29 protein-coding genes are annotated in these 18235 nt (G+C 42.6%); all 29 read right to left on the bottom strand.

All coding sequences use genetic code 11. From position 1 onward, the window contains the following. Positions 1 to 39 precede the first annotated feature (39 nt). The 29 genes from AB5Z12_RS03695 to rpsC all read right to left on the bottom strand — a co-directional run bounded on the left by AB5Z12_RS03695 (position 40) and on the right by rpsC (position 18227). Positions 40 to 1506 (bottom strand): substrate-binding domain-containing protein, encoded by a 1467-nt coding sequence (locus tag AB5Z12_RS03695; protein WP_195477638.1) that lies wholly within the window; start codon positions 1504 to 1506, stop codon positions 40 to 42. A gap of 63 nt (positions 1507 to 1569) precedes the next feature. Beyond that, entirely contained in the window at positions 1570 to 2214 is a 645-nt protein-coding gene (locus AB5Z12_RS03690) for a WYL domain-containing protein (protein ID WP_195477639.1), read from the bottom strand. Positions 2215 to 2317: 103 nt separating this feature from the next. Continuing rightward, the gene (locus AB5Z12_RS03685; protein ID WP_173718240.1) at positions 2318 to 3043 is read right to left on the bottom strand and encodes a type 1 glutamine amidotransferase; all 726 of its coding nucleotides are present in this window, start codon (positions 3041 to 3043) and stop codon (positions 2318 to 2320) included. After that, positions 3040 to 4377, bottom strand: coding sequence for a Mur ligase family protein (locus AB5Z12_RS03680; protein ID WP_118581169.1), 1338 nt, complete (start codon positions 4375 to 4377; stop codon positions 3040 to 3042). The genes AB5Z12_RS03685 and AB5Z12_RS03680 overlap by 4 nt, the downstream gene beginning before the upstream one ends. Positions 4378 to 4502: 125 nt before the next feature. Then, the gene (locus tag AB5Z12_RS03675; RefSeq protein WP_202031450.1) at positions 4503 to 5324 is read right to left on the bottom strand and encodes a phosphatidylinositol-specific phospholipase C/glycerophosphodiester phosphodiesterase family protein; all 822 of its coding nucleotides are present in this window, start codon (positions 5322 to 5324) and stop codon (positions 4503 to 4505) included. 116 nt (positions 5325 to 5440) lie between these two features. Continuing rightward, positions 5441 to 5977 carry a bL17 family ribosomal protein gene (locus AB5Z12_RS03670; RefSeq protein WP_118581175.1) on the bottom strand — a complete coding sequence of 179 codons (537 nt, stop codon included), beginning with the start codon at positions 5975 to 5977 and terminating at the stop codon, positions 5441 to 5443. 110 nt (positions 5978 to 6087) lie between these two features. Continuing rightward, positions 6088 to 7047, bottom strand: coding sequence for a DNA-directed RNA polymerase subunit alpha (locus AB5Z12_RS03665; protein WP_118581178.1), 960 nt, complete (start codon positions 7045 to 7047; stop codon positions 6088 to 6090). A gap of 54 nt (positions 7048 to 7101) precedes the next feature. Continuing rightward, positions 7102 to 7695 (bottom strand): 30S ribosomal protein S4, encoded by a 594-nt coding sequence (gene rpsD, locus AB5Z12_RS03660; protein ID WP_118581181.1) that lies wholly within the window; start codon positions 7693 to 7695, stop codon positions 7102 to 7104. 22 nt (positions 7696 to 7717) lie between these two features. Beyond that, positions 7718 to 8113: a 30S ribosomal protein S11 gene (rpsK, locus tag AB5Z12_RS03655; protein WP_148461639.1), complete on the bottom strand. Its 396-nt coding sequence runs from the start codon at positions 8111 to 8113 to the stop codon at positions 7718 to 7720. Positions 8114 to 8170: 57 nt separating this feature from the next. Continuing rightward, a complete protein-coding gene (rpsM, locus tag AB5Z12_RS03650) occupies positions 8171 to 8539 on the bottom strand; it encodes a 30S ribosomal protein S13 (RefSeq protein WP_117852568.1) in 369 nt (122 codons plus the stop codon). Positions 8540 to 8838: 299 nt separating this feature from the next. Continuing rightward, positions 8839 to 8952, bottom strand: a complete 114-nt coding sequence (gene rpmJ, locus AB5Z12_RS03645; protein ID WP_003022746.1) for a 50S ribosomal protein L36 — start codon at positions 8950 to 8952, stop codon at positions 8839 to 8841. A gap of 295 nt (positions 8953 to 9247) precedes the next feature. Beyond that, positions 9248 to 9466: a translation initiation factor IF-1 gene (gene infA, locus AB5Z12_RS03640; protein ID WP_117852566.1), complete on the bottom strand. Its 219-nt coding sequence runs from the start codon at positions 9464 to 9466 to the stop codon at positions 9248 to 9250. 33 nt (positions 9467 to 9499) lie between these two features. Next, complete coding sequence (gene map, locus AB5Z12_RS03635; protein ID WP_118581184.1) at positions 9500 to 10258, bottom strand: type I methionyl aminopeptidase; 759 nt, start codon at positions 10256 to 10258, stop codon at positions 9500 to 9502. Positions 10259 to 10276: 18 nt separating this feature from the next. After that, the gene (locus AB5Z12_RS03630) at positions 10277 to 10921 is read right to left on the bottom strand and encodes an adenylate kinase (RefSeq protein ID WP_118581187.1); all 645 of its coding nucleotides are present in this window, start codon (positions 10919 to 10921) and stop codon (positions 10277 to 10279) included. A gap of 71 nt (positions 10922 to 10992) precedes the next feature. After that, positions 10993 to 12309: a preprotein translocase subunit SecY gene (gene secY, locus AB5Z12_RS03625; RefSeq protein ID WP_148461640.1), complete on the bottom strand. Its 1317-nt coding sequence runs from the start codon at positions 12307 to 12309 to the stop codon at positions 10993 to 10995. 13 nt (positions 12310 to 12322) lie between these two features. After that, a complete protein-coding gene (gene rplO / locus AB5Z12_RS03620) occupies positions 12323 to 12763 on the bottom strand; it encodes a 50S ribosomal protein L15 (RefSeq protein WP_118581190.1) in 441 nt (146 codons plus the stop codon). A gap of 21 nt (positions 12764 to 12784) precedes the next feature. After that, positions 12785 to 12967 (bottom strand): 50S ribosomal protein L30, encoded by a 183-nt coding sequence (gene rpmD / locus AB5Z12_RS03615; protein WP_117852555.1) that lies wholly within the window; start codon positions 12965 to 12967, stop codon positions 12785 to 12787. A 14-nt stretch (positions 12968 to 12981) separates the two neighbouring features. After that, positions 12982 to 13491 (bottom strand): 30S ribosomal protein S5, encoded by a 510-nt coding sequence (rpsE, locus tag AB5Z12_RS03610; protein WP_117852552.1) that lies wholly within the window; start codon positions 13489 to 13491, stop codon positions 12982 to 12984. A gap of 18 nt (positions 13492 to 13509) precedes the next feature. After that, a complete protein-coding gene (gene rplR, locus AB5Z12_RS03605) occupies positions 13510 to 13878 on the bottom strand; it encodes a 50S ribosomal protein L18 (RefSeq protein WP_118581193.1) in 369 nt (122 codons plus the stop codon). Between the two features lie 17 nt (positions 13879 to 13895). Beyond that, positions 13896 to 14435 carry a 50S ribosomal protein L6 gene (gene rplF, locus AB5Z12_RS03600; protein WP_118581196.1) on the bottom strand — a complete coding sequence of 180 codons (540 nt, stop codon included), beginning with the start codon at positions 14433 to 14435 and terminating at the stop codon, positions 13896 to 13898. A gap of 95 nt (positions 14436 to 14530) precedes the next feature. Beyond that, a complete protein-coding gene (gene rpsH, locus AB5Z12_RS03595; RefSeq protein WP_148461641.1) occupies positions 14531 to 14932 on the bottom strand; it encodes a 30S ribosomal protein S8 in 402 nt (133 codons plus the stop codon). A gap of 199 nt (positions 14933 to 15131) precedes the next feature. Further along, the gene (locus AB5Z12_RS03590; protein WP_117852543.1) at positions 15132 to 15317 is read right to left on the bottom strand and encodes a type Z 30S ribosomal protein S14; all 186 of its coding nucleotides are present in this window, start codon (positions 15315 to 15317) and stop codon (positions 15132 to 15134) included. Between the two features lie 73 nt (positions 15318 to 15390). Next, entirely contained in the window at positions 15391 to 15930 is a 540-nt protein-coding gene (rplE, locus tag AB5Z12_RS03585; protein WP_118581202.1) for a 50S ribosomal protein L5, read from the bottom strand. Between the two features lie 22 nt (positions 15931 to 15952). Continuing rightward, on the bottom strand, positions 15953 to 16264 hold the full coding sequence (gene rplX, locus AB5Z12_RS03580) for a 50S ribosomal protein L24 (RefSeq protein ID WP_118581205.1): 312 nt from the start codon (positions 16262 to 16264) through the stop codon (positions 15953 to 15955). Between the two features lie 11 nt (positions 16265 to 16275). After that, positions 16276 to 16644 (bottom strand): 50S ribosomal protein L14, encoded by a 369-nt coding sequence (gene rplN / locus AB5Z12_RS03575; RefSeq protein WP_022067326.1) that lies wholly within the window; start codon positions 16642 to 16644, stop codon positions 16276 to 16278. Between the two features lie 14 nt (positions 16645 to 16658). Then, complete coding sequence (gene rpsQ / locus AB5Z12_RS03570; RefSeq protein ID WP_117852536.1) at positions 16659 to 16916, bottom strand: 30S ribosomal protein S17; 258 nt, start codon at positions 16914 to 16916, stop codon at positions 16659 to 16661. 18 nt (positions 16917 to 16934) lie between these two features. Further along, a complete protein-coding gene (gene rpmC, locus AB5Z12_RS03565; protein ID WP_118581208.1) occupies positions 16935 to 17144 on the bottom strand; it encodes a 50S ribosomal protein L29 in 210 nt (69 codons plus the stop codon). Then, a complete protein-coding gene (gene rplP / locus AB5Z12_RS03560; protein WP_117852531.1) occupies positions 17134 to 17571 on the bottom strand; it encodes a 50S ribosomal protein L16 in 438 nt (145 codons plus the stop codon). The genes rpmC and rplP overlap by 11 nt, the downstream gene beginning before the upstream one ends. Further along, the gene (rpsC, locus tag AB5Z12_RS03555) at positions 17571 to 18227 is read right to left on the bottom strand and encodes a 30S ribosomal protein S3 (protein ID WP_117852529.1); all 657 of its coding nucleotides are present in this window, start codon (positions 18225 to 18227) and stop codon (positions 17571 to 17573) included. The genes rplP and rpsC overlap by 1 nt, the downstream gene beginning before the upstream one ends. Between the last annotated feature and the right edge of the window lie 8 nt (positions 18228 to 18235).

The raw sequence follows: 18235 nt of genomic DNA, 5'->3' as shown, positions 1-18235 counted from the left end.
ATTTTCATTTTACTTACGTATTTTCATTTTACTTCCGTTTTATGCTTTTCCACTACTCTGCAGCTTGCTATTGCTCTCCTGGTTTTCTCCATCCTTTACAGCCGGAACTTCTTCTGTGCTCACTTCAGGCTCATCCTTTGGAATTACCTGGCTCTTTTTCTCAGGCTCACCACCTTCCGGTGTAAGACTCGCCTCCGGCGTCACTGTCACTTCCGGTGTCGGACTTACTTCCTCGGGAACAGGCATAGGAGAGGCTTCCGGCGCGATCATTTCTGCCAGATAGAATCCATTATCCACAAGAATCTGATAATTATCCTTATCGATCAGCTTTCCATCACAGGTAACCGTTCCAATGATCTTCACACCATTATCATACTGGGAATAATTATTGATATCAACGTCATCCCCATTCAGGTAGGTTTCCACCAGCTTCGTCAGGGCTTCTGCCAGATCCCGGCGATCCAACATGACTGTAAAACCGATTTTTTCTTCTGCCACACTTTTAACAGCATCTGCATCTGCATTTACACCTGTGATCAGAGGCCAGTTCTCATCACCAGGCTGGAGCTGCTCTTTTTCCAGAAGCTCCAGAGCTGCCAGAGCAAAATCATCAGAAGCAGTGCAGATAATATCCGGAGTTTTCTCCAGAGAATAAAATTCGTCTATCTCGGATTTCAGCTGCTTCTTCGCAGTATCTGTATTCTGATCCATAATGCTGGTTTCATCAAAAGTCACACGGCCGGAACGACAGATCAGGGTACCATCGTCAATATACTCCTGCAGCACCTCCATTATCCCGTTAAACAGGAATAACGAAGCGTCATCATCCGGAGAGCCCATAAGAAACTCTATGGTACGGGCACCTCTGTCTTCCCGGACTTTATCCAGTTCTTCTTTCTCTACAATATTTTTGGCAATCTCTTTTCCAATCGCCCGCATATTAAAAGTGACAAAGTATTTCACGTTTGGCGTATCCATGATCAGATTGTCATAGTCAATCACCGGAATTGAGAGCTCAGAAGCCTCTTCCAGTACATCTGTAAGACCATATGGATCAACAGGTGAAATTACCAGTGCTTTCAGTTTCTCATCCTGAAGAAGCTCCCTGATCTGTTCTGCCTGGGTGTCAGAATCGTCCCCGGCAAAATACATAGCAGCTTCATAACCTGCCTCTTCCAGACGTGATTTCAGTTCTGTACGCTCCAGACTGCTGTTGATATCCTCTCCCTCTTCCGGAAGCAGAACCCCCACCTTATCAAGATTTTCCTCCGGGGCTTCAGTTGTCTCACTTTCTTCTGAATTTTCATCACTTTTATCACTGTCCTGTTTATCGGACTTTCTATTCGTATCCTTTTTGCTGTCAGCGTCCTTCGTGTCTCCAGTGCCCTCATTTTCGTCCTCAGTGCTCTCTTTTACAGCCTCGGTGGCTTCATTTTTACTGCAGCCTGTGAGAAAAGCACTGCACACCAAAAGTCCGGTAAGAAGTCCTGCAATTTGCTTTTTCATAAAAATCCCTTTCTATGTAACTTCATATCATTCTCTATTTCCAAGCTTTTTCAAAAAGCATTCTTACTTATATTCTTTCAGGATTCCCTTCAGGTAATCACGGTAAGCCTGAACTGACTTCTTAGGCTTCATAAGGATTACATCTTTCCCCATGCCTGTAAGCCATCCGTAAAACTCAGAGGTCTCATCCACCTGCACTGCAGCAACGAAAGTATCCTCTTCTTTCTCCTTGTACTGGGCATAATTTCCAAGTGCTGCCATGACTTCTTTCTTTTTCTTATTTCTGCAAAGAAGCTTCACCGGTTTATCCTCCTCAGAATCTGACGGTGGAAGCAGCCAGGAATTTTTCGCTTTTTTTTGAGCCTCATTGGAAAATGCACTGCCTTCATTCTCTGTTCCAGCACTGTTTTTTGCAGAGTCTTCCGGATTTCCACTCTCCTTTTCTGTAGTGGATGTATTTACGCTCTCTGAGTCAGCTTCTCCGGCAACATAATATCCGGTATACTTTCCTCTTTTAAACTTAATGTCCATGCCAAAGCTTCTCAGCACTTCCATATCGTCATAAATACTTTTTCGCTCAGCACTGACTCCGTTTTCCTGAAGTTTTCCAATAATTTCCTGCATAGTGCACGGATGTGTTTCACTGGTCTCTCTCAGTATTTTTTCAAGATAAAGGATTTTCCCTTTTTGATTGATTCCTTTTGCCATATCGTTCCCCTTATTTTTATCTGTACATATCCAGAGCGTGTTTGAAAAAGGCTTTCTGCAAGGCAGGAATAATTTTTCAAACAGGCTATGGAGCTTGTTTGTATCAGTTCTCTTTTACAAAACGATGATATACGTAATCATTTGCTGCCTTCTCTTCTGTATCATCCAGTGGCGCAAGCCGGACTTCTTTTCCATATTTCTGCTCAAGAGCATGTGCGATCAGCCAGTCTGCCAGCTGCGGGTTCTTGGGAAGAAGCGGACCGTGAAGGTAAGTTCCGATCACATTCTTGTAAACCACACCCTCATAGCCTGTTTTTCCATCATTTCCAGATCCATAGAGTACTTTTCCCAGAGGCTTGCAGTTATTAATGCAGGTTCTTCCTCCATGGTTCTCAAATCCAACCACAGGCATATCAAAAAGGTCGCTTTTCAGCACAATATTGCTGATCAGACGTCCCTCTCCCTGTTCGGTGTAAAGATCTACCAGGTCAAGCCCTGTAATGGTTCCCTGATCTGTCTTATAATATTTTCCAAGAAGCTGATAGCCACCGCAGATAGCGATAACTACGCCGCCATCTTCCACATATTTCTTAAAATCCGGCTGAATTTCCTTCAGCTTTTCACAAACCAGCATCTGCTCCCTGTCGGAACCACCACCCAGTAGCACAATATCCAGTCTGGAAAAATCAATCTTGTCCCCCAGTTCAAAGGCAATGGTCTCTGCCTCAATTCCACGCCACTGGCAGCGTCTCATAAGGCACTGGATATTTCCTCTGTCTCCATACAGGTTCAGGAGATCAGGATATAAATGTCCGATTGTCAGTTTCATTCCTTTTCTCCCTCCATTTTCTTAAGAATATTATGAGTGCTGAATAATGCAGTGTAGTTTACCAGAACGTAGAGATTGCCTACGCCGTCTTCAATCCTTTTTCGGATCGCTGTTTCCACATTTTCCTCAAGCATAACCGGAATGTCCACATATTTCATCCGAAGGCGCATATCCTGGCAGCGGATACCGCTGACTGTAATGGAATGAATGCTCGCATCGCCCAGAAGGTCAAAATCCACATCCCAGAGCCAGGAAATATCTGTTCCATCCTGTGCATTGTCGTTGATGGTGATAATAATATCTTTCTGTGTTTTATCCTGCATAACTGCGGAAATATTCTGGTTAAAACCGGCAGGATTCTTTGCAAGGTTCAGCATAACACCAGTGCCTTTAATACGGAACTGTTCCATACGTCCATTTTCCGGATTGAATTTCTGAAGCATATTCTGGAAATGCTCACCGGAAAATCCAGCTGTACGGAGTCCGGCATAGGCAGCCAGAATATTATATACATTATAGAATCCTTTGTAATTGGCTGTAAGGTGCTTATCCTCCACCTGAAAAGACAGCTGGTCACCAACCTTTACATCATGGGCATCATATTTGATTTCCGGTCTTGCAAAGCCACAGGATGGACACTTGTAATCACCCAGCTGACTATAGTGGTAAAAACTGTATTCCAGCCTGGCACCACACTTTTTACAAAAACGACCTTCCCGTATCTCGTTTGCCGCGCTCTTCTGGACAGGTTTACTGATTCCATATGTGATATACGGATTTCCGCTGTCCATAGCAAGATACGCAGAAAGCGCATCGTCGGCATTTACGATTACCTGCATTTTCGGTACTGTGCGGATCATTTCTTCCAGAATGTTCATGGTAATATCAATTTCACCGTAGCGGTCCAACTGGTCACGGAACAAATTAGTCAGAAGCATGTAGTCTGGCTTCAAACCTGGAAATACATGGCGGGTAGAAGCCTCGTCTACTTCAATGCAGGCGTAATCTGCATCCAGCCTGCCTGTAGGTCCTGCAGCCAGCACAAAGGCTGCTACAACACCGTTTAACATGTTAGAACCGGTGTGATTGCAGACTACTTTCTGCCCTTCATTTTCAAGGGCTGCGCAGAGCATATTGTTGGTGGTGGTCTTACCGTTGGTTCCACAGGTTACAAATATTTTCTTCCGCACCTGAGAAGAAAGATCTTCCAGGATGTCAGGATTGATCTTTAATGCGATCTTGCCCGCCCAGGTCACTCCCTGGCGTCCCATTTTCCTGCAGATAAAGCCTGCAGATTTCGCTGCAAAAACAGCAGCCATTGTTCTGATTTTCATGTGTATTTAATCCTTTTTCACTACTATTCACAGAGAAAAGCCCAAAAAGCAATTATGAATGAGCCAATGAATGGCAGTCCTTTTCAAGTATTATTTTCGTATGTTATATAATTAGACAGTGCAACTTAATTCAGGTTATCGGTGATCAGTACATCTGTACAGACACCTTGCGCCCCATTCGCCAGATATCTTCTGGCTTCCTCTTTGTCATTTATGGTATAAATATATACCAAAATGTCCCGTTCGTCAAAAATTTTCTGCACTTCTTCAGACCAGTAGTCACGATAAATGGTTACAGCCATAATTTTATTGGTTTGACAGAATTCTGCAATATCATTCAATTCTTCTGTGGTATATCCCTGCCACAAAGAATAAATATATGCGGGAAATTTATACAAAAGTGCTGTTCCAGGATACATTGCTGAATTATATATTTCCGGGATGATCTGTCTAAGCGTATGCTCGATGCCAGCTTTTATAGAGATTTCCCTATACTGTGCATAATCCTCAAGAGTACGCTGGTAATTGCGGACAGAATATTGTTTGGAATCTATCATTACAAATGCATCCGGATATTCGTCCAGCAGTTTCAGAAGGTCTTCAAAGGTCATAGGGGTGTATTTCCCATATATAGGCGTATTTAAAAATTCTTCTGAGGATAGAACTTTTCGTTCTTCTCCTTTCCATTGTCCAAGAGATTCTTTCCAGTTATGGCGGCACACCCAAACTCCATCACTGGTCTGCGTCAGATCCACCTCAAACAGGCGGCACCCCTTATCATAAAAATTGATAAAGCTTTCTCTGGAATTTAAGTATGTGAGACCGTCAATCCCACCCAGAGCATGCGTTATAATATTGTAATTTTCCCAGTCAAATTCCGGTGTATTCACTGGAATTTCTTTTTTCGCTTCGTACCGGGCGGAACCTGTCAAAAGCCAGGCTAACAAACAAATTTCTATTAATAAAAGTAACTTTCTCACGTTGGTATCCCTAAATTAAGAAAAAAGAGATATCTACGAAACGTAAATATCTCTTTTCTTATGATCAGTAATTCTGTTTCGGATTAAACCAGCTCGATGAGCACTTCCATAGCGCCATCACCTTTACGCTGTCCAATCTTAACGATTCTGGTGTATCCACCGTTACGGTTAGCGTATTTTGGTGCGATTTCCTCGAACATCTTCTTAACCATATCTACATCTTTGGTGTTTTTCTTCTTGCCAGCGCCCTTAGCCGGAACTTCTTTAACCGGGTAGAACACTTTCATCATCTGACGACGAGCGTGAAGTCTGGATGGAGCATCTTTTGTGATCTGCTTCTCAACTTCATCGTAAACAGTTTTCTTCTTACCGTCTACAACTTCTTTCACTCTCTTGCCTTCAGCGTCTTTTCTTGCAACTTTAGCTGTTACAGTAACAGTCTCAAAGTTGTCTTTCTCGCGAACAGCCATAGCTACAAGGCCTTCAGCGATCTTACGGATCTCTTTAGCTTTAGCTTCTGTTGTAACAATTTTTCCGTTGTATAACAGATTTGTAACCTGGTTTCTTAACAGAGCTTTTCTCTGGTCAGCTGTTCTGCTTAATTTTCTATATTTTGCCATTTAATTTTCCTCCATCTGTGGGACAGCAGTCCACGCTTGTTCGGTCTTACTGGGCTGCTGCTTAGCAAATCCCCACTGTAATAATCTTACGCGATACCTTTATGGTTATCTTACTCTTCTGTTGGCTGAAGCTGTAAGCCCAGCTCTTTCAACTTGGCAAGTACTTCCTCTAAAGACTTACGTCCAAGGTTACGTACTTTCATCATGTCGTCAGAAGTCTTATTGCAAAGCTCCTCAACAGTATTGATGCCTGCTCTCTTCAGACAGTTGTAAGAACGAACTGAAAGCTCAAGCTCATCAATGCTCATTTCAAGAACTTTCTCTTTCTCATTGTCTTCTTTCTCGATCATAACCTCAGCGGTCTTTGCATTCTCGGAAAGGTCAATGAAAAGGCTTAAATGCTCGCTTAATACCTTTGCTGCAAGGCTTACTGCCTCATCAGGATCCAGCGTGCCATTTGTGTATACATCAAGTGTCAGTTTATCAAAGTCTGTAACCTGACCCACACGTGTATTCTGCACAACCATATTGACTCTCTCAACCGGGCTGTAGATTGCATCAACTGCAATTACACCGATTGGCATGTCATCTGATTTGCCCTTATCCGCACTCACATATCCGCGGCCTTTTGTAATGGTAAGTTCCATTGCAAGTCTGCAATCCTTACCACCGTTTAAGGTAGCGATTACCTGATCCGGATTCATGATCTCGATATCCTGATCTGCCTGAATATCAGCAGCTGTCACAACACCTTTGCCCTCACACTCAATGTATGCGGTCTTCGGCTCATTGTCAGCACTGTTATTCTTAATTGCAAGACTCTTAAGATTCATGATGATCTCTGTCACGTCTTCTTTTACTCCAGGGATGGAGCTGAATTCATGAAGAACACCATCGATCTTAACCTGACTTACTGCAGCTCCCGGCAGGGAGGACAGCATAATTCTTCTAAGAGAATTGCCAAGTGTAGTACCGTAACCTCTTTCAAGAGGTTCTACAACGAATCTTCCAAATTTTTTATCTTCAGATATCTCGGTAATTTCGATTTTTGGTTTATTAAAATCAAACACTATAAATTTCCCTCCTTCTGGGTTGTATGCAATTGAGGGTATTATCAGGGCTCATTATTTGGAGTACAACTCGACGATAAGCATCTCGTTTACAGGAACGTCAATTTCTTCTCTTGTAGGAAGCTCTTTTACAACGCCCTTAAGATTCTCCTGGTCAGCCTCAAGCCAGTTCGGAACAAGTCTTCCGCCTGTTACCTCAAGGATTCCTTTGTATCTCTCAGAACCTTTGCATTTCTCTTTGATCTCGATGCTGTCGCCAGCTTTTACGAGATAAGAAGGAATGTTAACGCATTTTCCGTTTACAAGAACGTGCTTGTGGTCAACGATCTGACGAGCTTCTTTTCTTGTTCTTGCAAATCCCATACGGAAAAGAACATTGTCAAGTCTTGTCTCAAGCATGATCATCAGGTTCTCACCAGTCTGACCTTTCATTCTGTCGGCTTTCTTGTAGTAGTTACGGAAAGGTTTCTCCAGAACGCCATAAATGAATTTTGCTTTCTGTTTTTCTTTTAACTGAAGACCGTACTCAGATACTTTACGGTTTGCACGTTTTAACTGTCTTGTGGATTTTTTATCAATTCCTAAATAAATTGGATCCATTCCAAGGGATCTACATCTTTTCAGGACCGGTGTTCTATCTACTGCCATCTTGGCTTACCTCCTAATTCAATTAGACTCTTCTACGTTTTGGTGGACGGCATCCGTTGTGCGGAACCGGAGTTACGTCACGGATACTTGTTACTTCAAGACCGCATGCCTGAAGGGCACGGATAGCAGCCTCACGACCTGATCCTGGTCCTTTAACCATTACGTCTACTGTTTTTAATCCATGAATTAAAGCAGCCTTTGTTGCAGTCTCAGCTGCCATCTGTGCTGCATAAGGAGTAGATTTCCTTGAACCTCTAAATCCCAGACCGCCGGCACTTGCCCATGAAAGAGCGTTTCCTTCATTGTCAGTCAGAGTAACAATTGTGTTGTTAAAAGAAGACTGGATATGTGCCTGTCCGTGTTCAACGTTTTTCTTGACACGACGTTTTGTTGTCGTTTTTTTAGTTGTTTTTGCCATTTTAAAACTAACCTACGCTTTCCTTAATCAATCAAAATTTATAGTTAGGATACTGAATTATTTCTTCTTATTTGCTACTGTTCTCTTCGGACCCTTGCGTGTTCTAGCATTGGTCTTGGTCTTCTGACCACGAACCGGAAGTCCTTTACGATGACGGATTCCTCTGTAGCATCCGATTTCCTGCAGTCTCTTAATGTTCAGGGCGATTTCTCTACGAAGATCACCTTCTACCATCATTGTCTCATCAATGACAGCCTGAAGTCTCTTAACTTCATCATCAGTCAGGTCTCTGACACGTGTGTCAGGATTTACATTTGCCTGAGCAAGGATTTTGTCTGCACTTGGTCTTCCGATACCATAAATATAGGTAAGACCGATTTCGATTCTTTTCTCTCTTGGTAAGTCTACACCAGCTATACGAGCCATGTACTGTTTCCTCCATTTTCTTTACTGAAAGTTCTGCGTCTTCGTACATCACTTGTATCAGATACAAGGTGAAATGGGATGCATCCATACGCACTCTTTCTTAATTCTTAGTTCCTAATTGGGGTGCCTCGGTATAACACCCAGCTGCTTTTGGCGATTCGCAGCCTTTCCGAAATTTGCGGCCAACGGGCCAACGTTGCCTCCGGTATTAGGCAATACATGCTTAGTTCATTATATGTCAGATGATACAACCCGTCCGGGTGTTTCACCTGCAGCCGCATTCACAAACAATGGATCAATCAACCCTGACGCTGTTTGTGCTTTGGATTCTCACAGATAATTCTGATAGAACCTTTTCTCTTAATGACCTTGCATTTCTCGCAGATCGGTTTTACAGATGATCTTACTTTCACTGGAAATCCTCCTTCCGTAAAATATAGCATTAAAATCTGCAGTTTAGGGCGCAGTTATACACACGTACAAGCGCGTCCGCATTGTATTGTAGCATTATGGTCTACAAAATGCAAGCAGTTTTTTAAATTTTTTTTACATTTTTCTAATTTTTTTAGTTTCTGAAAGTTTGAAACATTTTTTTCTATGTTCATTTGCTTCTATAATAATAGAAGAAACTCCTGTACCATGGGAGCTTTTCCCCAGGCACAGGAGTTTTATATTCATTAATCCGAATTTGCTATTAACAAATCTGAATTACTTATCTCGCCAGATGATTCTTCCCTTGGAAAGATCATATGGGGAAAGCTCCATTGTTACTTTGTCTCCTGGAAGAATACGGATAAAGTTCATGCGCAGCTTGCCGCTGATATGAGCAAGTACAACATGTTTGTTTTCAAGTTCCACTTTAAACATTGCGTTTGGCAGCTTCTCTAAAACAGTGCCTTCTACTTCAAGTACATCTACTTTTGACATTTTATACCTCCTGTATCGCCTTAATGATAATGATTAATACTCTGTGAGTGTCAGAATCTCCGGTTCGCCATCTGTAATCAGTATGGTGTTCTCATAATGTGCGGAAAGGGAACCATCCATGGTCACCACTGTCCATTCGTCATCCAGCCAGCATACATCTGCTCTGCCCATATTGATCATGGGCTCTATGGCAAGTGTCATGCCTGGAAGTAATTTCACTCCCCTGCGTTTCTGAGGGAAGTTGGGAATCTGCGGATCTTCGTGAAGATGAGTACCAATCCCATGTCCCACCAGATCTCGTACAATACCATAACGGTATTTCGCCGCATACGCTCCGATTGCCTTGGAAATATCATTGAGATGATTTCCTGCTTTCGCGAATTTTATTCCTTCAAAGAAGCACTGCCTGGTTACATCCATAAGCTGCTTGGCTTCTTTGGAAACTTCTCCGACTGCATAAGTACGGGCCGCATCAGAATGATATCCTTTATAGATCAGTCCTGCATCAATCTTTACCAGATCACCATCCTGGATAATTTTGTCCTCCGAAGGAATTCCGTGGACCACTTCATCATTCAGGCTGATGCAGAAGGAGCCAGGAAAGCCTCCATAATTCAGAAAATTGGGAATGCATCCCATGGAACGGATCATATCTTCGCCAATACGGTCGATTTCCTTGGTACTCATTCCTGGTTTGATATAAGGGATCAGCCCGTCATGGACTTTTTCCAGAAGATGTCCGGATTCCCTCATAAGTTCAATTTCTTGTGCTGTTTTTATTGAAACTGACATTACTTCTTATCCTCTATTCTATTCGCCAAGGATCTTCACAATATCACCAAATACCTCATCCAGGTTCTTGGTGCCATCTACAGTTTTCAGTACGCCCTGACCAGTATAGTAGTCGATAAGCGGCTGAGTCTGCTCATGATATACATTCAGACGCTTCTGTACAGTCTCCGGCTTGTCATCGTCACGAAGCACAAGATCCTCACCACATGTATCGCAAACCCCCTCTGTCTTCGGAGCTGCAAATACAACGTGGTAGGTTGCACCACATTTTACGCATGCACGTCTTCCACCCATACGGTTCACGATATTCTCATCCGGAACATCAACATCAATAGCATAATCAATCTTGCTTCCCAGCTTGCTTAAAGCATCGGTAAGGCATTCAGCCTGTGGGATTGTTCTTGGAAAACCATCCAGAACATAGCCGTTCTTGGCATCCGGCTGCTGGATTCTGTCCACAACAAGGTCGCAGGTAAGTTCATCCGGTACAAGCAGACCCTGGTCCATATAAGTTTTTGCTTTTTTCCCAAGTTCTGTGCCATTTTTGATATTGGCACGGAAAATATCGCCTGTAGAGATATGGGGAATACCATATTTCTCAGCAATTTTCTTAGCCTGGGTTCCTTTTCCTGCACCTGGTGCACCTAACATGATAATTCTCATAAAAAGCCCTCCATTTTCTCATACTACGAATTAAGGCTGTGACGCATATAAGCACCACAACCTTTATTCTTTTAGTTGTTCAGGAAGCCTTTGTAATTGCGGACAAGCATCTGTGATTCAATCTGTTTCACAGTCTCCAGGATAACTCCAACAATAATGATGATGGAAGTACCACCGAAGGATACGTTTGCACCGAATACTCCATTGAAGAAGAACGGAATAACCGCAACGATAATCAGGCCTACTGCACCTATAAATATAATATAATTTAAGATTTTAGTCAAATAGTCTGACGTTGGTTTTCCTGGACGAATACCAGGAATGAAACCACCCTGCTTTTTGATATTGTCTGCAACTTCCAGCGGGTTGAATGTGATGGAAGTGTAGAAATATGCAAAGAATACGCAAAGTACAATATACAGAAGCAGTCCCCAGCTATACTGTGGCTGACTTGGATTACACCAGTTATTGGATGATAATCCTCGAATAATCTCACTGCCGATGCCGGTTCCATTAGCTTTTCCTGCAAGCTGTGCGATTACGCCTGGGAAAGACATAATTGAGGAAGCAAAGATAACCGGAATAACACCAGCGGTGTTAACTTTCAGCGGTATATTGGTAGTCTGACCACCCATCAGTTTTCTGCCGACCATTTTTCTGGAATACTGAACAGGAATTCTTCTCTCTGCACCGTTAAGGATCAGTACGAATACCACCATGACAACGATGATTGCAACAATGATAACCCCTGCAAGCAGTCCTTTTGCAATTGTTTTTCCTTTGATGAAGTTCTCATAAAGAAGAGATAAGTCACTTGGAACACGGGAAACGATGTTAATGGTCAGGACGATGGAAATACCATTTCCAACACCCTTCTCAGTAATACGCTCACCGATCCACATCAGCATGGCAGAACCAGCTGTGAGACAAGCAACTACAGTTAAGCCCTTAAAGAAGTTCATGTTCGGGATCAGACCCTGGCGACCAAAACCGATTGCCATTGCCACAGACTCAAACAACGCAAGACCAACAGTTACATAACGGGTAATGGCAGTAATTTTCTTTCTGCCCTCTTCTCCATCTCTCTGCATCTCCTCCAGAGCCGGAATGGCAATTGTGAGAAGCTGCATGATAATGGATGATGTAATGTATGGCGTGATGTTCAATGCAAAGATTGACATCTGGGTAAATGAGCCACCGGTGAACGCATCAAAGAAATTGAATGCGTCACCAGTGTTTTTAGCAAACCACTCTTTAAAGAAATCGCTGTCTACTCCTGGAACAGGAAGCTGTGATCCAATACGGATGACAAGAATCATCCATAATACATAGAGGAGTTTACGTCTCATCTCTTTTACTCTGAAAACGTTTTTGAGAGTTTCAAACATTTGATCACCTCTATTAGATCAGCTCTACTGTACCACCTGCAGCTTCGATTTTAGACTTTGCAGTCTCACTTACAGCGTTTACTTTAACTGTAAGCTTCTTGGTAAGCTCGCCGTTTCCAAGGATTTTAACGCCGTCACCAGCTTTGGAAATTGCACTGCTTGCAAGTAAGCTCTCAACTGTAACCTCTGCACCATCCTCAAAACGGTTCAGAACATCAACGTTGATTGCAATGATCTCTTTAGAGTTTCTGTTTGTGAATCCTCTCTTAGGCAGACGTCTGTATAAAGGCATCTGTCCACCTTCAAATCCCGGTTTCTTGTGTCCGGAACGTGCTAACTGTCCTTTATGGCCTTTACCAGCTGTTTTGCCGTTTCCTGAACCATGTCCACGGCCTCTTCTGAAGTTATCGCTGTGCTTAGAACCCTCAGCTGGTCTTAAGTTTGATAATTCCATTATGGCACCTCCTTTTTGTAATTATGCTTCTTCTACTTTTACCAGGTGCTGTACCTGCTGAATCATTCCTCTTGTTGCCGCATTGTCTGGCATCTCAACTGTTTTGTGCATTTTGGTAAGACCCATTGCTTTAACAGTAAGTTTGTGCTTCGGAACTGCGCCAATCGGAGATTTTACTAAAGTAACTTTTAATGTATTTGCCATTTTAATATTCCTCCTTAAGCCAGAATCTCATCAACAGATTTTCCACGAAGTTTTGCAACTTCTTCCGGAGTTTTTAACTGTCTTAAGCCTTCGATGGTTGCAAGAACAACATTCTGCTTATTTCTGGATCCCATACATTTTGTACGGATGTTTTTGATACCAGCTAACTCGATAACGGCACGAGCCGGGCCGCCGGCGATAACTCCAGTACCTTCCGGAGCTCTCTTAAGAAGCATGGAAGCGCTTCCGTAAGAACCTACGAAGTCATGTGTAATGGAACCATTCTCATCTCTTGCTACGGTTACTAATTTCTTAATAGCATCCTCTTTTCCTTTGCGGATTGCTTCCGGAATCTCGGCTGCCTTTCCAAGTCCTGCACCAACGTGTCCATTGCCGTCACCTACAACAACTAAAGCTGTGAAACGGAAGTTACGACCACCTTTAACAACCTTGGTAACACGCTTGATTGATACTACTTTATCTTCTAACTCTAACTGACTAGCATCAATAAGATTACGTTTCATGTGTTTCGCTCCTCCTTATTAGAATTTCAGTCCAGCTTCTCTTGCTGCGTCTGCCAGTGCTTTTACTTTACCATGGTAAATGTATCCACCTCTGTCAAAAACAACTTCCTCGATGCCGGCTTCCACTGCCTTCTTACCGATTACAGTGCCAAGATATGCTGCTGCTGCAACATCGTCGGTGTTCTCAAGCTGTGCTTTTACGTCTTTCTGAAGAGTAGAAGCAGATACTAAAGTCTTTCCAACGGTGTCATCGATAATCTGTGCATACATGTGTTTATTGGAACGAAATACTGCAAGACGCGGAGTTGTTGCAGTGCCATTTAAATGATGACGTAATCTTCTATGCTTTTTCTCGCGAATTTCCGCTCTAGATGCTTTATTAACCATTTTCTCACTCTCCTTAATTATTTCTTACCAGTCTTACCAACTTTGCGTCTGATAACCTCAGTATCATACTTAATACCTTTACCCTTGTATGGCTCAGGTCTTCTCTTATCTCTGATCTCAGCTGCAAACTGTCCAACTTTTTCCTTGCTGATACCGGAAACGATAATCTTGTTACCGTCTACTTTGGTCTCAATACCTTCCGGATCTTCCATTTCTACCGGGTGAGAATATCCAAGGTTTAAAGTAAGCTTCTTGCCCTGCTTAGCGGCTCTGTAACCAACACCGTTAACTTCAAGAGTCTTGGTGTATCCTTCGCTTACACCAACAACCATGTTGTGGATAAGGCTTCTTGTTAAGCCGTGAAGGGATTTCATTTTCTTTAAGTCGTTTGGTCTTGCAACAACTACATGACCATCTTCAACTTTGATTTCCATCTCTGTTGGAAGCGCTCTCTCAAGTGTTCCTTTTGGTCCTTTTACGGTTACTACGTTTCCTTCTGCAACAGATACTTCAACTCCTGCCGGAATAGCAACCGGAAGTCTACCGATACGTGACATACTATGTGTCCTCCTTACTTAGATTATCGGAGAGGTTTTCGCAACCTCTCTGTTTTCAGTGTTTCGTCTACTTCTTGAATGTACGGAGCCGAAGCTTACCATACAAATGCAAGAACCTCGCCGCCTACCTGAAGTTTACGAGCTTCTTTATCGGTGATAACACCTTTATTAGTGGAAAGGATTGCGATTCCAAGTCCTCCAAGAACCTTCGGAAGCTCTTCCTTACCAGCATAAACACGAAGACCCGGTTTAGAGATTCTCTTTAAACCTGTGATGATCTTCTCGTTTTTGTCTTCGCCATATTTCAGTGTGATATGGATGTTTTTAACAACACCATCTTCAACTAAATCGTATTTTGCAATGTATCCCTCATCAACAAGGATGTTTGCAATTGCAATTTTCATCTTGGATGCTGGTACATCTACTGTGTCGTGTTTTGCAGTGTTTGCATTACGAATTCTTGTAAGCATGTCTGCGATTGGATCGCTCATTGTCATGTTAGTTTCCTCCTCATATTCAGACTTTACATGTCATAGTATATTTATATAAATTTACGTGTTACCTGTGTAACATCATCCCGTGACTAAACCGGTACTGCACCTTGCGGCTTGTACTCGTTAAGGTTCGGGATGGACTTTGCACGAAATTCATGTTCGCCTTACGGCTTACATTCATTAAGCGACTTTCAGCTTCGGCTTACCAGGAAGCTTTCTTAACTCCCGGGATCTGTCCTTTGTAAGCTAACTCACGGAAGCAGATTCTGCAGATTCCGTATTTTCTTAAATATGCATGTGGACGTCCACAAATTCTGCAACGGCTATATTCTCTTGTGGAAAATTTAGCTGGACGCTGCTGTTTGATTTTCATTGCTGTCTTAGCCATGAATCGTTCCTCCTATATCAGATCTGCTGACCCCGGCAAGGAGCCGGCGGTCAACTTTGGAATGTTCCTCTACTTATTTCGCAAAAGGCATGTTGAACAGCTTCAGTAACTCACGAGCTTCCTCATCAGTATTTGCTGTTGTAACGAAGATAATGTCCATACCTCTTACTTTGTCAACTTTATCGTACTCAACTTCTGGGAAGATAAGCTGCTCTTTGATACCAAGAGCGTAGTTTCCTCTTCCATCGAATGCGTTAGGATTAACGCCACGGAAGTCACGTACACGTGGAAGTGCCAGGTTGATCAGACGATCAGCGAACTCATACATCTTCTCGCCTCTTAATGTTACTTTACATCCGATCGGCATTCCCTCTCTGATTTTGAAGTTAGCAACAGATTTTTTAGCTTTTGTTGCGATAGCTTTCTGTCCTGTGATCAGCTCCATATCAGCAATAGCTGCGTCAAGAAGCTTAGCGTTCTCTTTTGCTTCACCAACACCCATGTTAATTACGATCTTGTCGAGTTTTGGCACTTGCATAACGTTTTTATATCCGAATTTTTTGGTCATGGCATCCATGATCTCATTAGTATAAAGTTCTTTTAATCTACTCACTTATGTCTGCCTCCTCTCTCAATTAATCGATAACCTTACCTGTTGCTTTGGCAACGCGGACTTTTTTGTCACCATCCATCTTAAAGCCAACTCTTGTTGCTTTTCCATCTGCCATAAGCATTACGTTGGAGATGTGAAGCGGAGCTTCTTTTGTGATGATTCCACCATTCTGGTTTGCAGCTGATGGTTTGGTGTGTTTTGTAACCATATTAACGTTCTCTACTAATACGGTATTGTCTTTTACGTTAACGGCAAGGACTTTGCCTTCTTTGCCTTTATCTTTACCAGCGATTACTGTAACAGTATCACCTTTTTTAATCTTCATAGCTGACATTAGGCACCCTCCTATAATACTTCCGGAGCTAAGGAAACGATCTTCATGAATTTTTTCTCACGAAGCTCTCTGGCAACTGGTCCAAAGATACGTGTTCCTCTCGGAGTTAAGTCGTCTTTAATGATTACGGCAGCATTTTCATCGAAACGGATATAGGATCCGTCTTTACGACGAGCGCCTTTTTTGGATCTAACTACAACAGCCTTTACTACGTCACCTTTTTTAACAACGCCGCCTGGTGTTGCATCTTTAACAGTAGCAACGATTGTATCGCCGATGTTTGCATATCTTCTTGTAGAGCCACCCATAACACGGATACAAAGGATTTCTTTTGCACCAGTGTTGTCGGCAACTTTCAGTCTTGTTTCCTGCTGAATCATACTGGTTATCCTCCTTATTTAACTCTCTCTACTACTTCAACCAGTCTCCATCTCTTGTCTTTGGACAGCGGTCTGGTCTCCATAACTTTTACGGTATCACCGATGTTGCACTCATTGTTTTCGTCATGAGCTTTTAATTTATATGTTCTCTTCACGATTTTCTTGTAAAGAGGATGTTTTACATGGTCTTCAATTGCAACTACGATGGTCTTATCCATCTTATTGCTGACAACCTTACCCACGCGGGTTTTTCTCAGATTTCTTTCCACGATTATGTCCTCCTAAATTCACTATTTGGAAGCGTTAGCTTTCGCAGTGATCACTGTCTGGATTCTGGCAATATTTCTGCGAACCTCTTTGATTCGTCCTGTATTGTCTAATTGATTGGTTGCATTCTGAAATCTCAGATTGAAAAGTTCTTTCTTAGCAGCTACTAATTCTTCGTTTAATTCTGCAGCTGATTTTGCCTGTAAATCTTCTACGAATTTATTAATTTTCACTGTTATCACCGCCTTCTAACTCTGCACGAGAAACTATTTTGCATTTACATGGTAACTTGTGCATTGCAAGACGTAATGCCTCACGAGCGATTTCTTCAGAAACGCCTGCGATCTCAAACATAACACGTCCTGGTTTAACAACTGCTACCCAGTATTCCAGGGCACCTTTTCCGGAACCCATACGAGTTTCTGCTGGTTTTGCTGTTACTGGTTTATCTGGGAAAATCTTGATCCAAACCTTACCACCACGTTTGATATAACGGGTCATAGCAACACGGGCTGCCTCGATCTGATTAGATCTGATCCAGCAAGGCTCGGTAGCAACAAGACCGAATTCACCATAATTGATCTGATTACCTCTAAGGGCTTTTCCTCTCATGGAGCCACGGAATTGTTTACGACGTTTAACTCTTTTTGGCATTAACATTATTTATCGCTCCCTTCCTTAGTTCCTTTAGTTGGAAGAATCTCACCATTGTAGATCCATGCCTTTACACCAACTTTGCCATATGTGGTGTCTGCTTCTGCGAAACCATAATCGATGTCTGCACGAAGTGTCTGAAGCGGAATAGTTCCATCGCTGTAGAACTCTGTACGAGCCATATCAGCTCCACCAAGACGTCCGGATACGGATGTTTTGATTCCCTTTGCTCCAGATTTCATTGTACGCTGCATTGTAGATTTCATAGCACGTCTGAAGGAGATACGGTTCTCCAGCTGAAGAGCGATGTTCTCTGCAACAAGCTGAGCGTCTCTGTCTGGTCTCTTAACTTCTTTGATATCAACGATAAGCTTCTTGTCTGTGTATTTAGCAAGTTCAGCTTTAACTTTCTCGATCTCAGCGCCGCCTTTACCGATTACGATACCAGGTTTAGCTGTGTAAATGATAACTTTGACTCTGTCAGATGCTCTCTCGATCTCGATCTTGGAAACACCTGCGCTGTATAATTTCTTTTTGAGGAATGTTCTGATGTTGTAGTCCTCTACCAGATAGTCTGCGAAATCGCTCTCTGCATACCATCTTGAATCCCAATCCTTGATAACACCGACTCTAAGGCCATGTGGGTTAACTTTCTGTCCCATGTTTATCC

Source organism: Ruminococcus sp. RTP21358st1_G6_RTP21358_211008 (assembly GCF_040908885.1).
GTDB lineage: Bacteria > Bacillota > Clostridia > Lachnospirales > Lachnospiraceae > Blautia_A > Blautia_A faecis.
Note: the sequence above shows the minus strand (reverse complement) of the source record. Positions and strands in the feature narration are given on the sequence as shown.

Bases quoted from the DNA above. Each gene is read 5' to 3' on its own strand.
- AB5Z12_RS03680 (WP_118581169.1), bottom strand. From the start codon at position 4,377: ATGAAAATCAGAACAATGGCTGCTGTTTTTGCAGCGAAATCTGCAGGC.
- rpsM (WP_117852568.1), bottom strand. From the start codon at position 8,539: ATGGCTCGTATAGCTGGTGTAGACTTACCAAGAGAGAAAAGAATCGAA.
- AB5Z12_RS03670 (WP_118581175.1), bottom strand. From the start codon at position 5,977: ATGGCAAAATATAGAAAATTAAGCAGAACAGCTGACCAGAGAAAAGCT.
- rplF (WP_118581196.1), bottom strand. From the start codon at position 14,435: ATGTCACGTATCGGTAGACTTCCGGTTGCTATTCCGGCAGGAGTTGAA.
- AB5Z12_RS03630 (WP_118581187.1), bottom strand. From the start codon at position 10,921: ATGAGAATTATCATGTTAGGTGCACCAGGTGCAGGAAAAGGAACCCAG.
- rplX (WP_118581205.1), bottom strand. From the start codon at position 16,264: ATGTCAGCTATGAAGATTAAAAAAGGTGATACTGTTACAGTAATCGCT.
- rpsH (WP_148461641.1), bottom strand. From the start codon at position 14,932: ATGACAATGAGCGATCCAATCGCAGACATGCTTACAAGAATTCGTAAT.
- secY (WP_148461640.1), bottom strand. From the start codon at position 12,309: ATGTTTGAAACTCTCAAAAACGTTTTCAGAGTAAAAGAGATGAGACGT.
- rplR (WP_118581193.1), bottom strand. From the start codon at position 13,878: ATGGTTAATAAAGCATCTAGAGCGGAAATTCGCGAGAAAAAGCATAGA.
- rpsD (WP_118581181.1), bottom strand. From the start codon at position 7,695: ATGGCAGTAGATAGAACACCGGTCCTGAAAAGATGTAGATCCCTTGGA.
- rpsK (WP_148461639.1), bottom strand. From the start codon at position 8,113: ATGGCAAAAACAACTAAAAAAACGACAACAAAACGTCGTGTCAAGAAA.
- rpmD (WP_117852555.1), bottom strand. From the start codon at position 12,967: ATGGCAAATACATTAAAAGTTACTTTAGTAAAATCTCCGATTGGCGCA.
- infA (WP_117852566.1), bottom strand. From the start codon at position 9,466: ATGTCAAAAGTAGATGTACTTGAAGTAGAAGGCACTGTTTTAGAGAAG.
- rpsC (WP_117852529.1), bottom strand. From the start codon at position 18,227: ATGGGACAGAAAGTTAACCCACATGGCCTTAGAGTCGGTGTTATCAAG.
- rplN (WP_022067326.1), bottom strand. From the start codon at position 16,644: ATGATTCAGCAGGAAACAAGACTGAAAGTTGCCGACAACACTGGTGCA.
- rplP (WP_117852531.1), bottom strand. From the start codon at position 17,571: ATGTTAATGCCAAAAAGAGTTAAACGTCGTAAACAATTCCGTGGCTCC.
- AB5Z12_RS03590 (WP_117852543.1), bottom strand. From the start codon at position 15,317: ATGGCTAAGACAGCAATGAAAATCAAACAGCAGCGTCCAGCTAAATTT.
- AB5Z12_RS03695 (WP_195477638.1), bottom strand. From the start codon at position 1,506: ATGAAAAAGCAAATTGCAGGACTTCTTACCGGACTTTTGGTGTGCAGT.
- rplO (WP_118581190.1), bottom strand. From the start codon at position 12,763: ATGGAATTATCAAACTTAAGACCAGCTGAGGGTTCTAAGCACAGCGAT.
- AB5Z12_RS03690 (WP_195477639.1), bottom strand. From the start codon at position 2,214: ATGGCAAAAGGAATCAATCAAAAAGGGAAAATCCTTTATCTTGAAAAA.
- rpsE (WP_117852552.1), bottom strand. From the start codon at position 13,491: ATGAAACGTAATCTTATTGATGCTAGTCAGTTAGAGTTAGAAGATAAA.
- map (WP_118581184.1), bottom strand. From the start codon at position 10,258: ATGTCAGTTTCAATAAAAACAGCACAAGAAATTGAACTTATGAGGGAA.
- AB5Z12_RS03685 (WP_173718240.1), bottom strand. From the start codon at position 3,043: ATGAAACTGACAATCGGACATTTATATCCTGATCTCCTGAACCTGTAT.